This is a genomic window from Nitrospinota bacterium (assembly GCA_035528715.1).
In the GTDB taxonomy this organism is placed as follows: Bacteria; JADFOP01; JADFOP01; order DATKYB01; family DATKYB01; genus DATKYB01.
The window spans coordinates 1-14191 of the sequence record DATKYB010000135.1 but is presented as its reverse complement, the minus strand read 5'-3'; the positions used below and the strand labels follow the sequence as shown (position 1 = coordinate 14191).

Here is a 14191-nt window from a genome sequence, read left to right as displayed (position 1 = left end):
CCTGTATTAAAAACTCTATCTCTCTTATTCCACCATGACCTAATTTTATATCCTCCCCTTTTATCCCTTTCTTCTGAACATTTTGGTCTATCCTTTCCTTCATATCTTTGATTTCTTCTAAAGAAGAATAATCTAAATATTTTCTGTAAACAAAAGGTTTTATAATATCCAAAAATTCTTTACCCAATCGCTCACTCCCCGCGACAGGTCTTGTCTTAATCAGGGCCTGCCTCTCCCATGGCTCTCCCCAAGACTCATAATAAATCTCATAGCTTCTTAAAGAACCTGCAATATCACCACTCTTTCCTTCTGGCCTCAATCGTAAATCAACCCTGAAGACAAAGCCATCCTCTGTAACATTATTTATAGCGCTTGTTATCATTTGGGCTAGCCTGCAAAAATACTCATGATTGGTAATCTTGTTTATTATATTATCGCCTAATTCTTTAATTCCAGCTGTGCCACCCTTATCTGAAGAATAGAGATATATTAAGTCTATATCAGAACTAAAGTTCAACTCCCTCCCTCCAAGCTTGCCCATACCTAAAATAACAAATTCACAGACCCTCTCCCCCCCATCCTTGTCGATAAACATGGGGACTCCAAATTTTTCTAACAATTCTCTATTGCAAAATTCATAGGCCTTTTGCAGGCAGATATCTGCTAGGTTTGAGAGGTCTTCAACAGTTTCTACAAAATCTGCTTTTCTCAAAAGATCTCTGAGACCTATCCTCAAAAACTCTCTCTTTTTAAACTGCCTCAGTACCCTTAACTTGTCATCATAGGATACTGCTTTTTCAATCATTTCCTTTAATTCTTTGTAGAGAGTATCTTTGAACTTGGGGCTATCAAGGGTATCTCTATCTGTTAACCAGTCAAAATATTCAGGATTCTGGAAGAGAGCATCACTTAAGAATTGACTCCCTGAAAAAAGACTGACTAGTATCTTGAGTTTCCAGGGTTCACTATTAAGAATCGTATAGAGATAATTTTTGTCATAGATTATTTCAGAAAATCTCTCAAAGTTTTTTAGAGCCATGTCTGGATCAAAGCAAAAGGATAGTTCTTTGAGAAACTGAGGGAAAAAATCAGGGAAAAGGGAATTAAACTTTGTATGTTTAGAAATCTTGATAAGGGTATTCCATACGTCTTTACAGAATGAAAAATTCAGTTTTTTTAATAACGTATCCCTCTCTTCATCGCTTGAAAACTCTCTCTTTAATATCCCTTTAGAAATCTTACTTATGACCTCTTTCATCCTAAATAACTTTAAAAATAATTTAAAAATAATAAGTTATTAAAATTATATATTAATAGAGGGTTTCCATCAAGGAGAATCGATTTAACTTTTGTCTATAAGTATTATAAAGACGATAGTAAAAGAAGTTTGGTTGGACAAATTTTAAGATATTGAGGAGCTATTAACGATTGCAAGGATGAAGGACTCTTTCTTTTAAAAAAATAGAACTAAGTCTTAAACTAACCCAATAAAAAACAGGCCGGAGCAGTCTCAATAAAAATTACTCCTTAATCACAAACAAAAGCCCGTCCTTGTAAAAGAACATGCCAAAGTCTTTTTTAAAAAGTCTTGCCTATGCAGAATAGATTAAAGGTAAATTTAATATTAGCTAATCTTCTAAATATCAAAATAGATAGCAAATTCATAGGGATGAGGTCTCAGTCTTATTGGATCAACCTCATTCTTTCTCTTGTATTCTATCCATGTCTCTAATGCGTCCTGAGTAAACACATCTCCCTTTAAAAGGAATTCGTGATCTTCCTCAAGAGCATCCAATGCTTTTTCTAAAGAGGACGGCACAGTAGGTATATTAGCCAACTCTACTGGAGGGAGCTCATAGATATTTTTATCTAATGGCTCTCCAGGATCAATCTTATTTTCAATACCATCTAAACCGGCCATGAGCATTGCAGAAAACGCCAGATACCCATTGCAAGAAGGATCTGGAAAACGAACTTCAACACGTTTTGCACCAGGGCTTGGGGAATACATAGGAATTCTAACCCCCGCACTCCTATTTCTGCTGGAATAGGCAAGATTAACAGGAGCCTCATAGCCAGGAACCAGTCTCTTATATGAATTTGTTGTAGGAGCAACCAGGGCACAGAGGGCCTCAGCATGTTTTAAAATCCCACCAATGTAATTTAAAGCCATATCACTCAGACCACTGTATTTGTCCCCTGCAAACAGCGGTTTATCTTTTTTCCACAAACTCTGATGCGTATGCATGCCCGAACCATTATCCATAAAAATCGGTTTTGGCATAAAGGTTACGGTCTTTCCATGCTTCCTCGCCACATTTTTAACGATATACTTATACACCATAAATTTATCTGAGATACTAAGCAGGGTATCAAACTTGATATCTATCTCTCCCTGCCCTGCAGTAGCAACTTCATGATGATGAATCTCTGTTTGAACACCTACCTCCTCAAGCAACATGACCATTTCAGACCGGATGTCTTGGAGACTATCCATGGGTGGAACAGGAAAATAACCCTCCTTGTATCTAGGTTTATATCCCAGATTGGGATTCTCCTCCTTACCAGAATTCCAGAACCCCTCTTTCGAATCGATAAAATAGTAACCGAAGTTATAAGACTGATCAAACCTTATCCCATCAAGGATAAAGAACTCAGCCTCAGGACCAAAAAAGGCCTTGTCTGCTATTCCTGTAGAGATTAAATAACTCTCAGCCTTTTGAGCGATATAGCGGGGATCTCTACTGTACATCTCAAGGGTTACGGGATCCTTAACATTACAAACAATATTTCCTGTAGGGACTTCTGTAAAAGGATCCTTAAAAAAGGTGTTGGGATCGGGAATGAGTATCATATCACTCACATCGATTGTCTGAAATCCCCTTATACTTGAACCATCAAATCCAACACCTTCCTCAAACATCTCTTCTGTAAAATCCTTTGCCAGCATTGAAAAATGGTGCCATAATCCAGGAAGATCAGTAAATCTCAAATCAACCATCTTTATATCTTTTTCTTTAATAAACGCTAAAACATCTTTAGCTGTCTTCATCTCAGTACCTCCGCATATCTTAATAATAAAATTCTTCTTTTTTACTTCTAGAAACTAAATGGCCTCTTCGCCCTTTTCGCCTGTCCTTATTCTTACTGCCTCATCAATTGGAAATATGAATATCTTGCCATCCCCGATCCTGCCTGTTTGGGCAGAAGAGACAATTACCTCTACAACCTGATCCGCTAATCTATCAGGGACAACGATCTCTAACTTTATCTTTGGTAAAAAATCGACGACATACTCTGCCCCTCGATATAATTCTGTATGCCCTTTCTGACGTCCAAAGCCCTTGACCTCGCTCACAGTGATTCCCTGTATACCGATTTCATTAAGCTTATCCTTCACCTCATCCAACTTAAAGGGCTTGATTATTGCTTCTATCTTTTTCATCTCTTAGTCCTCCCTTTGATTAATAATAGATATAAAGCTTGTGTTTTCGTATCATAATTATCCTTCTAATGTAAAGAAATAATTTGATTAACGCAACTCTAAAAAGCCATAACCATGCTCTCCATGAAAGCTATGGTCAAGACCTGTGCTCTCCTCTTCCTCATTGGCTCTGAAACTGATTGTCTTTTGAATCAAGGCAATGAGTATCAGTGTAACAACCGCTACGTAAGCGATGGTTAGTGCAACAGCAGCTATTTGTACGCCAAGTTGCTGCATCATCGTCCAAGAACCACCAGCTGCAGCAGCCGCTTCTTTCATCCAGCTTTCTCTGATAAAAAATGTCAAACCGATTGCACCGACAATACCCGATACCCCATGAATGCCAAAAACATCCAAAGTATCATCATAGCCTAATTTGCCTTTTAATTGAATTGCCGCAAAACTGATGATGGAAGCTAAAAAAGCTAAAATAATTGCTCCACTGACTTGAACCACACCTGCGGCTGGCGTAATCGCAACCAAGCCAGCCAAGATACCGCTAGATAGTCCAAGACTTGTTACCTTTCCATATTTTAAAGCCTCAATAATCATCCACATAAGAGCACCTGATGCAGCTGCAACCTGAGTTACTGTCAGGGCTCTGGCTGTATCTAAATTGCTGTTAACCGAACTTCCGGCATTAAAACCAAACCAACCTACCCATAATAGACCTGCACCTAATAAAGTCAGAACCAGATTATTGGGATGCATAGCTGTCTTTGGATAACCTCGTCTTACCCCACAGTAAAGCGCAATGACTAATGCACTGATTCCAGATGAAATGTGAACAACTGTTCCACCGGCAAAATCGATAGCACCACTAGCCCCTAAATTAAAGAGAAAGCCATCCTCAGCCCATACCCAGTGGCAAAGGGGAGAGTAGACAAGCAAAGACCAGAGAGTGATAAAAACACAATAGCTCTTAAAGCGAACCCGCTCAGCAAAGGCCCCAGCTATAAGGGCTGGTGTAATAATAGCAAATTTGCCCTGGAACATAGCAAAAACATATTCAGGAATACCGTTACCAATCGCATCATCAATACCAGAAAGAAAGAGGAGATCAGGGTTCCATCCAATCCAACCCCCTAAGGCATTGGGTCCAAAACTCAATGAATACCCACAAACAGCCCAGAGAACACCAATGATGGCCATAGCAGCAAAGCTATGCAGCATAGTTCCAATGACATTTTTCGTGCGAACCAAACCACCGTAAAACAAAGCGAGCCCTGGAATCATCAGAAGAACAAGGGCTGTGGATGTAATCATCCATGCCGTAATCCCTGAGTCAACAACTGCTCCTTCACTCGCAAGAGAAATCCTTGGTGCTTGAAAAATTAATAAAAAGATTAAGAAAAATAAAATACCAGTTATTCTTTTTGTCATAATTCATCTCCTTTTTATGTTAAAAATGATGCATGTTCCACTTAATTGTCATTTGCCATAATGCACTATTAGTGCCATTCTTTTAAAAAATTCTAACTAGCTGTATTTAAAGATTTTAATTAAATAGAGAAGATAAAAGAGAAAATTGATTTGCATAAATTTTATGCAATAGAATAAATGGAAAAGAATAAAAAAATCTAATGTGAATTAATACAAGAGGTTAACATGAATGATTAATAAAGAGGCTTTTTTGATTAATATTTGGGCAAAAAAAGTCCCTGCCCTCAAAAAAGGCAGGGACTTCAAGATTTTAGTACATTCCACCACCTGGAGGCATATGAGGCATCCCCTTCTTCTCATCTTCTTCAGGCTTCTCTGCAATCAGGGCCTCTGTGGTCAGCATAACTGCAGCAACGCTTGCTGCATTCTGAAGAGCAATCCTCGTAACCTTTGTAGGATCAATAATCCCTGCCTCCATCATATCTACATACTCGCACACATTAGCATCAAATCCAATATTGGTCTTCTCATTCTTGACCTTCTGAACAACGATCGAACCTTCAGCGCCTGCATTATCTGCAATCTTTCTTATCGGCTCCTCCAAAGCCCTCTTCACAATATTTGCTCCTATTTTCTGCTCTCCTTTGAGTTTCAGATTTTCTAATGCAGGGATACATCTTAAAAGGGCTACACCACCGCCAGGAACTATTCCTTCTTCAACTGCAGCCCTGGTAGCGTTCAATGCATCTTCAACTCTCGCTTTCTTTTCCTTCATCTCTGTCTCAGTAGCCGCACCTACATTAATGACAGCAACTCCTCCTACCAGTTTTGCCAACCTCTCCTGGAGCTTTTCTCTGTCATAATCTGATGTGGTCTCCTCAACCTGGGTTCTTATCTGTTTTACCCTCCCCCCAATCTCAGACGACTTACCATAACCTTCAACGATCGTTGTATTGTCCTTGTCAATCACTATTCTTTTTGCTCGACCAAGATCTTCTAACTTAACATTCTCAAGCTTAATCCCTAAATCTTCTGAGATGGCATCACCACCTGTAAGGATAGCAATGTCTTTCAGCATCTCTTTTCTTCTGTCTCCAAAGCCTGGGGCTTTCACAGCTGCACAGTTAAGTGTTCCTCTTAATTTGTTGACAACCAGTGTTGCAAGGGCCTCGCCTTCAACCTCTTCAGAAATAATGAGCAGAGGCTTCCCTAATTTGGCAATCTGCTCTAAAATGGGGAGCAAATCCTTCATATTGGTTATCTTCTTTTCATGTAAAAGGATGTAAGGCTCTTCAAGAACCGCTTCCATCCTCTCGGTATCTGTAACAAAATAGGGGGAGAGGTAACCTCTATCAAACTGCATTCCTTCAACGATATCGAGAGAGGTTTCCATGCTCTTTGCCTCTTCTACTGTAATAACCCCGTCTTTACCAACCTTCCCCATAGCTTCTGCAATAAGGTCTCCTATGGTTTTATCATTATTAGCAGAAATCGTGCCTACCTGGGATATCTCCTTTTTCTCCTTGGTAGGTCTACTTAATTTTTTCAATCCACTGACAATCTCTTCCACAGCTTTTTCAATACCTCTCCTTAAGTCCATAGGATTGGCACCAGCAGCAACATTCTTCATGCCCTCTCGAAAGATTGCGTGAGCCAATACAGTAGCTGTTGTTGTTCCATCACCAGCTACATCACTTGTCTTGCTCGCCACTTCATTGACCATTTGGGCACCCATATTTTCAAAGCGGTCTTCCAGTTCAACCTCCTTGGAAACAGTCACACCGTCTTTTGTAGAAGATGGCGAACCGAATTTCTTGTCCAATACCACGTTTCTCCCCTTGGGGCCAAGGGTAATCGCCACCACTTTTGCTAGCTTCTCCACCCCTACCAGAAGTTTCTTTCTTGCATCTTCACCATAAACTAATTCCTTTGGCATATATTTATCCTCCTCATTTTACAATTTATTCAATTATCCCTAAGATATCCTCTTCTCTCATAATGAGATACTCTTCCTCATCTATCTTTACTTCTGTCCCTGAATATTTTCCAAACAAAACCTTATCACCCTTCTTTACCTCCAAAGGCTGTCTCTTTCCGTTGTCTAAAATCTTGCCGCTACCTACCGCTATAACCTTCCCTTCTTGAGGTTTTTCTTTTGCAGTATCCGGAATGATAATGCCTCCCTTTTTTTCCTCCTTTTCTTCCAGTCTCTTCACCAAGATCCTATCTTGCAAAGGACGAACTTTCATAATGATCCTCCTCTTTTTCTAAAAAATTGTTTTCTGTCTCCTAAAACAGAATTATAAATTGAGTTGCAAAACTCATTCAGAAATACTTACCATCACCTCCTACAAAACTTTTTAAAAATAAAGTTTTAATAAATTATTAGCACTCTCCTAAAGTGAGTGCTAATAATATAATGTAAAAAAAAATAAAAATCAAGTAAAAATTTTAAAAATTTTTTTTAAGAAGAAAAGGGAAATGAAATGTTTGAAGATTACTTTTTATAATATTTCAAAGCCTTTTTCCCAATATCTTTTCTGTAGTGCACACCTTCCCACTCTATCATTTTAACTGCCTCATACGCCTTTTGAATAGCATCTTCTATATCATCACCTAAGGCCGTCACACCCAGAACCCTGCCTCCGTTATTAACCAATTGATTATTTTGATATGCCGTGCCAGCATGAAATATGACAACATCTTTCAGTCTGCTGGCTTCCTCTATTCCTTTAATCTCTTTACCCTTTTCATAACTGCCTGGATATCCCTTTGAAGACATAACCACGCAGACAGATGCTTGATCGCTCCACTCAATATTTATTTTATCAAGGTTTCCATCAACTGCAGCCTCTAATACAGGAACGAGATCGCTTTTCATTCTTACTAAAATGGGCTGGGCTTCGGGATCGCCAAATCTAACATTGAACTCTAGAACCTTTGCCTGATTATTCGATATCATAAGCCCCCCATAAAGAACCCCTTTATAAGTCCTCCCTTCAGATGCTAATCCCTTTATTGTAGGAAGCATAATCTCCCTTACGATATTTTCAAATAAACTATCATTTACAATCGGAGCTGGTGAGTATGCTCCCATGCCTCCTGTATTGGGACCCTTATCGTCATCATATATGGGTTTATGATCCTGGGAGGTAACCATAGGAAGAATATTTTCCCCATCAGTAAAAATGAGAAAAGAGGCCTCTTCACCAGACAAGAACTCTTCTATAATGACACTATTCCCAGCATCTCCAAATATCTTTTTCTCCATTATTAAAGAAATAGCTTCTCTACCTTCTTCAGGGGTTTTACATATCATAACCCCTTTTCCTGCTGCCAATCCGTCAGCCTTAACCACAAAAGGAGTCTTGATCTGTTTAAGATAGTTTTTTGCATCTAAAGGAGAAGAAAAAATCTCACTCTCTGCTGTTCGTATATTGTACTTTTTTAATAGATTCTTGGTATATATCTTGCTCCCTTCAACCTCAGCGGCTTTTTTATCTGGACCAAATATTCTTAATCCAGATTTTTGGAACTCATCTACTATCCCCATAGTTAAAGGAAGCTCAGGACCAATCACTGTAAGGTCTATTTTCTTTTTCTCTGCAAATTCTCTTAATCCATGAATATCATCTACAGAAATATCTATATTTTCAGCCAATTCTCTTGTCCCTGCATTTCCTGGCGCGCAATATATCTTAGACACCTTCTGACTCTGTGCTATTTTCCAGGCAAGAGTGTGTTCTCTTCCCCCACTCCCTACAATTAATATCCTCATCTCTCTCTCCACCCTAATGTTTAAAATGGCGTATGCCGGTAAATATCATAGCTATATTATGAGAATCTGCAGCCTTAATGATTTCTTCGTCATTCACAGAACCCCCTGGCTGGATTATGGCTGTAATTCCTTTCTCAGCTGCCTCATCCACAGCATCTCGAAAAGGAAAAAAGGCATCAGAAGCCATAACAGACCCTTTTAAGGGAAGATTGGCCTTCATAGCCGCTATCTTAGCAGAATCTACCCTGCTCATCTGACCAGCCCCAATACCTATAGCCTGATTTTCTGTAGAGTAAACAATGGCATTTGATTTTACATGTTTGACAACTGTCCATCCAAATTTCAAGGCTTTAAATTCTTGTTCTGTGGGTTTTCTTTTTGTAGGAATCTTAACCTTTTCTAAATCTATGTCAATAAGGTCTCTTTCTTGAAGAATCATTCCTCCCACAACCTTTTTCATATCTAATCTGTTTGGATCAAACTTTCTCTTTTTATTCCATCCTTCCACTTTCATAATCCTTAAGTTTTTCTTTCTCTTTAATACCTCTAATGCTGAAGGTTCATAATCTGGAGCAATCACTGCTTCAATAAATGTCTTGGATATCTCGTTGGCAGTCTCTGTGTCTACAATGTCATTTAACCCAATTATACCACCAAAGGCAGACATTGGATCAGTCTCCCTTGCCTTCCTGTAAGCCTCAACCAGACTCTTATCAACAGCAACACCGCAAGGATTTGTATGTTTAATTATCGCAGCAGCTGTTTCTTCAAAATCATTTACAAGGGCCAAAGCAGCATCAAGGTCTATGATATTATTAAAAGATAACTCCTTACCATGAAGCTGTTTAGCTGATATAATGGAGGGTTCTGTTTCCTTGAAAGGGAATTCTTTATAGAAACCCCCTTTTTGATGAGGGTTTTCTCCATATCGTAAATCTTGAACCTTTTCAAAGGGAAGATTTAAAAACTTGGGAAACACCTCTTTGTCTTCTTTTAAAGAAACGAGATAAGAAAAAATAACAGAATCGTATCTTGCTGTATGTTGAAACACCTTCTTGGCTAATCGAAACCTTGTTTTATCGCTTAAACAACCGTTATTTTCTCTCATCTCAGATATAATTTCGTTATAAGATTTAGGGTTAATAACAACAGCAACATCGTTGAAATTTTTTGCTGCTGCCCTCAGCATTGACGGCCCGCCAATATCTATATTCTCGATAGCCTTTTCCAGCAAAATCCCTGGTTTACTTACTGTCTCCTCAAATGGATAGAGATTGACTACTACCATATCAATCAATCCAATATTTTGAGACCTCAGATCATTCTCGTGTTCTTTACTCCCCCGGACTGCTAGTATTCCGCCCAATATCTTAGGATGGAGGGTCTTAACTCTTCCATCTAATATTTCTGGAAAACCTGTATAATCAGAAACTGAAGATACCTTTATCCCTTTTTCTGTTAGTAGCTTATTTGTTCCTCCCGTGGATAAAATCTCTACTCCCATACCACTTAAGGCTTTTGCAAATTCAACAACTCCTTCCTTATCTGACACACTTATTAAAACCCTTTTAATCCTTTTCATCTTAGCCTCCTGATAAAAATATTATATGACGGGTCCAATATTGAAATTAAATTAACAGGTTTTCGGCAGGTTTTTAAGATTATAAAATTTATATTAGACGAATATAGTTGTCAAGAAAAGAAAGTTTTTAAAATTTTTTTAGAAATATTGATTTTCGTGCATTTAGTTCTTGACAAGATTAAAAACTGATGCTAATTTTTAGGGCATCCTTTTTCTAGAAACATAACAGATAGTATCTTCTTAGCCCTTTATATAATAAAGATTCGCGAATATAAACGATTGTATAATCATTTAAGTAATTTTTAATAAAATATAAGAAAGGGGGGATAATTCTTTTATAAGTTAAAAGTTCATTTACCTTCAAACTTTAAGGAGGAAAGGGAATGACTAAAGCTGAATTGGTAGCTCAAATAGCAAAAGATGCTAAAATTACAAAAGTAGCTGCAAATGCCGCTGTAGATTCAGTTGTAAAAAGCATTACAAAATCATTGAAAAAGGGTCAGAATGTGACTCTCGTAGGTTTTGGTACCTTTACAGTAGGGAAAAGAAAAGCCAGAACCGGAAGAAACCCTCAGACAGGGGCAAAAATCAAGATAGCTGCCCGAAAGGTCCCAAAATTCAGAGCGGGCAAAGGACTGAAAGCCACCATAAAATAAAAATTTTGATTTAGATTTATAAGAAATATCTCCTACGTTCAGAAAGCGAATAACTGAAAGGGTTCTAATTAAAAATTCCTCTAAATATAAAGCCCTCTTCTAAAGAGGGCTTTATATTTTTAACCTAGATTTCCTAAGATATATTGGATAACACTTAGGGTTACCAAAGGAGCGGTTTCAGTTCTCAATATTGAAAAACCCAAACCAACAGAAACAAAACCTTCATCTTCTGCTCTTTTTATTTCTTTTTTTGAAAAACCCCCCTCTGGCCCTATTACCAAAATAAGTTCTTTTATCTTATCAATATTTCTTAATCTGTCCCTAAATCTTATATTTTTTTCCTCTTCCCAAAGAATCAGTTTTGTATCAGCATCTCTGTATTTCGAGAAAAAATGATATAAATCCATAACATGAGAAATCTCCGGAACAAAACTCCTACAACTCTGTTCTGAAGACCCCTTTGCTATCCTCCTCCACCTCTCTATCTTCTTATATGAGGACTGATTATTTATCTTAACCACTGTTCTTTCTGTAATCAGAGGAATAATCTTGTCCACGCCTAATTCTGTTGCCTTTTGAACTATAAGATCCATCTTGCTCCCTTTTGGAATACCCTGTCCCATTACAACTGACACATCAGGGATATTTTTAATAAATGTCCTTTCTAAAATCCTTCCCTTTACTATGTTTGGGTCTATTTTTTCTATTTGAACAAGATATTCCCCACCTTTTCCATCAAGAACCTTTATGCAATCTCCCTTCTTACATCTCAATACTCTTCTGATACGTGTTACATCTTCATTTGAAAGTGTGATTGTATTTCGTTTGATATTTTCTGGCTTGATGAAAAATCTATGCATAAAAATAAAAAAACTTTTTATCAGTTATTTAATCTATCTCATACAATTTATTTTACTTAATTATCTTGAATATATCTATAGAAATTCTTTCAGAATCTTTTTAAAGATATACTTTCAGTGATTAAATCCAAATGGAAGGTGAAATTTAAGGTATGCAGAAAGAAATTTTAAAATTTTTAATATATCGTTTAACCGCTCTACTTCCCTATCAGAATCGTACTCAATAAATTAGCTGTATAATCAACAATAGCCACTACCTTGGGATACTCCATTCTCTTGGGACCAACTATCCCTAGAAGACCTATTGTTCCTTCATTATTATGATAACCTTTCGTTATCAAACTACAATGCTGTAACTCCTGCAGGTGATTCTCTGAACCAATAATAACATTTATAACGCCTTCATCAATACATCTATCCAGAATCTTTATTAGTTTATCCTTGTCCTCTAATGCTTCAACAATCAATCTCATATTTTCTACATTATCTTTAAATTCTGGCTGGTTAACAATATTGCTGGTACCACCTATATAAATATCGGTAGCAGATGACTTTTGTTTTTTAAATGCCTTTTTAGCTAACTTTAGAGCATGTCTAAATAACTTATCGTATTTTGCCTTCTCTAGTGAAATCTCTTTTAATATTCTCTCTCTAATCACTTTAAGGGTCAAACCACCAAATTCTTCATTTAGATATTTTGATATCTTATCCAATTTTTCCTGAGACAAATCCTCATCTGCCTTAATGACTTTATTTTGTACCAATCCTGTCTTTGAAACAAACACCGCAAGCAACTGTTTTGAACTCAGTTTAACAAAATAGATATGTTTAAGAAAAATTTGGGTTAAATTTGGCAATACCACTATCCCTGCTTGATGAGATATCTTGGATAAAATAATGGAGGTTGATTTCATCAACTCATCCATCTCAGTACCCTTGCTCAAACAACCCTTCTTAATCTCACTTTCCAACTCTGGAGTCAAAACAATATTATCCATTAATGAATCTACATAATATCTATATCCTTTATCAGTAGGTAATCTTCCTGCTGATGTATGAGGATGTGTAAGATGTCCCGTCTCTTCTAAATCTGCCATAACATTCCTAATCGTAGCTGGGCTTAATCCAATATCATGCTTTTTAGAGAGGGTCCTAGAACCAACCGGCTCTGCAGTAGCTAAATAACTCTTTACAACTGTTTTTAATATTTTCCTATTTCTTTCACTCAATTCAACAGGCACTTATTTATTCTCCTTAAATTTTATTTTATGATTATATTCCACCTTTGATAGAATTTCAAGTAATAGTTCCATTACTTAATATAGATTACCTAATAAAAAAAGACAATGACTCCAAATTGATTTATTAAGGACAACTCTCTTTCATCTTTTGGAATCGGTATTATTTTGAGACTACGATAAAAAAATAACACATTGTAAAGTGAAATGTTAGAGATAAATACCCTTGACGATAAACCAAAATTAAGGAACAATAAATTAAAAAATTGAGGTAAAAAGCAAAAACAGATGAAATTCATTGCAGATGCAACCCTCGGAAAATTAGTAAAATGGCTTAGGATTTTTGGATACGACACCCTTTTTTATCGTAAATCTGATCTTGATTCTCTAATAAAAATAGCGAAAAAAGAGAATCGAATTATACTAACCAAAAATACTAAATTTAAAAAGAAAAGAATCGCTGACAAATACCTATTTATTCATAAGATTAGGCCCTTGGAACAGCTAAAGGAGGTAATAGACAGCTATAAATTAAAAAAAGACAACATGTTTAAACTTTGTACAGTATGCAACAGACAAGTCATCCCTGCAGATAAGAAGGAAATAATAGATAGGGTTCCCGAATTTGTCTCTTTTAATATAGATAATTTTACTCTCTGCCCTCATTGTAAAAGGGTTTATTGGTCAGGAACCCATAGAGAAAGAATGATAAAAAAGATTTTATCAATCATTAACAATAAAAAGGAGGGAATGATCAAATCCTAATCAAATCCTCTTTCTATAACGTTCTTTACAATTTTGTATCTTTAGGAAAAATTATTAAGTAGTTGAAAAGAGCCTTTTAATAGCATCTTTAAGCTCTGTTAAGTCATCAGATTTGACTACACAGACATCTTTAGCTGAAGCTTGGAAATCTTGCTTGATCTCTCCATGAGGTGTGCAGATGATAACGGGAATTTTTTTATCCTGATCTCTTAAGTTTTTTAAAAAATCTATACCTTCAACACCCGATATCCTTATATCAAGGATTATTAAATCTGGTGGCAAATTATTAACAATCTTTTCTCCTTCTTTTGTATTGGAAGCTATTAAAAGCTCATAACCCTCCTCTTCTAATTCCTTTTTAAATTGTAACCTGATATTTGCATCTTTATTAATAAACAATATTTTCTTCATTGATTCCCCCTTATTTTCCCTAACACATTTTCTT

The 14191-nt window shown here is 36.7% G+C and carries 13 protein-coding genes; 2 read left to right on the top strand and 11 right to left on the bottom strand.

Going from position 1 to position 14191, the window contains the following annotated elements:
* The 8 genes from VMW81_09750 to purH form a co-directional block, all read right to left on the bottom strand.
* Window positions 1-1258 (bottom strand): bifunctional [glutamate--ammonia ligase]-adenylyl-L-tyrosine phosphorylase/[glutamate--ammonia-ligase] adenylyltransferase (locus VMW81_09750; protein HUU51222.1); only part of this gene is annotated, 1258 nt, incomplete at its 3' end.
* 378 nt (window positions 1259-1636) lie between these two features.
* Window positions 1637-3052, bottom strand: a complete 1416-nt coding sequence (gene glnA, locus VMW81_09745; GenBank protein ID HUU51221.1) for a type I glutamate--ammonia ligase — start codon at window positions 3050-3052, stop codon at window positions 1637-1639.
* A 54-nt stretch (window positions 3053-3106) separates the two neighbouring features.
* Entirely contained in the window at window positions 3107-3445 is a 339-nt protein-coding gene (locus VMW81_09740; GenBank protein ID HUU51220.1) for a P-II family nitrogen regulator, read from the bottom strand.
* Between the two features lie 87 nt (window positions 3446-3532).
* Entirely contained in the window at window positions 3533-4867 is a 1335-nt protein-coding gene (locus VMW81_09735; protein HUU51219.1) for an ammonium transporter, read from the bottom strand.
* Between the two features lie 310 nt (window positions 4868-5177).
* Window positions 5178-6803, bottom strand: a complete 1626-nt coding sequence (gene groL, locus VMW81_09730; protein HUU51218.1) for a chaperonin GroEL — start codon at window positions 6801-6803, stop codon at window positions 5178-5180.
* A gap of 25 nt (window positions 6804-6828) precedes the next feature.
* A complete protein-coding gene (gene groES / locus VMW81_09725; protein ID HUU51217.1) occupies window positions 6829-7116 on the bottom strand; it encodes a co-chaperone GroES in 288 nt (95 codons plus the stop codon).
* A gap of 248 nt (window positions 7117-7364) precedes the next feature.
* A complete protein-coding gene (gene purD, locus VMW81_09720) occupies window positions 7365-8645 on the bottom strand; it encodes a phosphoribosylamine--glycine ligase (protein HUU51216.1) in 1281 nt (426 codons plus the stop codon).
* Between the two features lie 13 nt (window positions 8646-8658).
* Window positions 8659-10227: a bifunctional phosphoribosylaminoimidazolecarboxamide formyltransferase/IMP cyclohydrolase gene (gene purH, locus VMW81_09715; GenBank protein ID HUU51215.1), complete on the bottom strand. Its 1569-nt coding sequence runs from the start codon at window positions 10225-10227 to the stop codon at window positions 8659-8661.
* Window positions 10228-10610: 383 nt separating this feature from the next.
* On the opposite strand from purH, the gene VMW81_09710 reads away from it, so the two are divergent.
* On the top strand, window positions 10611-10883 hold the full coding sequence (locus VMW81_09710) for an HU family DNA-binding protein (protein ID HUU51214.1): 273 nt from the start codon (window positions 10611-10613) through the stop codon (window positions 10881-10883).
* 119 nt (window positions 10884-11002) lie between these two features.
* Here VMW81_09710 and VMW81_09705 read toward each other — a convergent pair whose 3' ends face one another.
* On the bottom strand, window positions 11003-11743 hold the full coding sequence (locus VMW81_09705; protein ID HUU51213.1) for a 16S rRNA (uracil(1498)-N(3))-methyltransferase: 741 nt from the start codon (window positions 11741-11743) through the stop codon (window positions 11003-11005).
* A 197-nt stretch (window positions 11744-11940) separates the two neighbouring features.
* Window positions 11941-12984: a heat-inducible transcriptional repressor HrcA gene (hrcA, locus tag VMW81_09700; protein ID HUU51212.1), complete on the bottom strand. Its 1044-nt coding sequence runs from the start codon at window positions 12982-12984 to the stop codon at window positions 11941-11943.
* Between the two features lie 285 nt (window positions 12985-13269).
* Between hrcA and VMW81_09695 the strand changes: the two genes are divergently transcribed.
* Complete coding sequence (locus VMW81_09695; GenBank protein HUU51211.1) at window positions 13270-13746, top strand: Mut7-C RNAse domain-containing protein; 477 nt, start codon at window positions 13270-13272, stop codon at window positions 13744-13746.
* 54 nt (window positions 13747-13800) lie between these two features.
* On the opposite strand, the gene VMW81_09690 is transcribed toward VMW81_09695, so the two are convergent.
* Entirely contained in the window at window positions 13801-14157 is a 357-nt protein-coding gene (locus tag VMW81_09690) for a response regulator (GenBank protein ID HUU51210.1), read from the bottom strand.
* Window positions 14158-14191: the final 34 nt, after the last annotated feature.

Excerpts from the sequence above, each read along its gene's own strand:
- VMW81_09735 (HUU51219.1), bottom strand. The coding sequence starts at position 4,867 with ATGACAAAAAGAATAACTGGTATTTTATTTTTCTTAATCTTTTTATTA.
- purH (HUU51215.1), bottom strand. The coding sequence starts at position 10,227 with ATGAAAAGGATTAAAAGGGTTTTAATAAGTGTGTCAGATAAGGAAGGA.
- VMW81_09695 (HUU51211.1), top strand. The coding sequence starts at position 13,270 with ATGAAATTCATTGCAGATGCAACCCTCGGAAAATTAGTAAAATGGCTT.
- VMW81_09705 (HUU51213.1), bottom strand. The coding sequence starts at position 11,743 with ATGCATAGATTTTTCATCAAGCCAGAAAATATCAAACGAAATACAATC.
- purD (HUU51216.1), bottom strand. The coding sequence starts at position 8,645 with ATGAGGATATTAATTGTAGGGAGTGGGGGAAGAGAACACACTCTTGCC.
- groL (HUU51218.1), bottom strand. The coding sequence starts at position 6,803 with ATGCCAAAGGAATTAGTTTATGGTGAAGATGCAAGAAAGAAACTTCTG.
- glnA (HUU51221.1), bottom strand. The coding sequence starts at position 3,052 with ATGAAGACAGCTAAAGATGTTTTAGCGTTTATTAAAGAAAAAGATATA.
- VMW81_09740 (HUU51220.1), bottom strand. The coding sequence starts at position 3,445 with ATGAAAAAGATAGAAGCAATAATCAAGCCCTTTAAGTTGGATGAGGTG.
- groES (HUU51217.1), bottom strand. The coding sequence starts at position 7,116 with ATGAAAGTTCGTCCTTTGCAAGATAGGATCTTGGTGAAGAGACTGGAA.
- VMW81_09710 (HUU51214.1), top strand. The coding sequence starts at position 10,611 with ATGACTAAAGCTGAATTGGTAGCTCAAATAGCAAAAGATGCTAAAATT.
- VMW81_09690 (HUU51210.1), bottom strand. The coding sequence starts at position 14,157 with ATGAAGAAAATATTGTTTATTAATAAAGATGCAAATATCAGGTTACAA.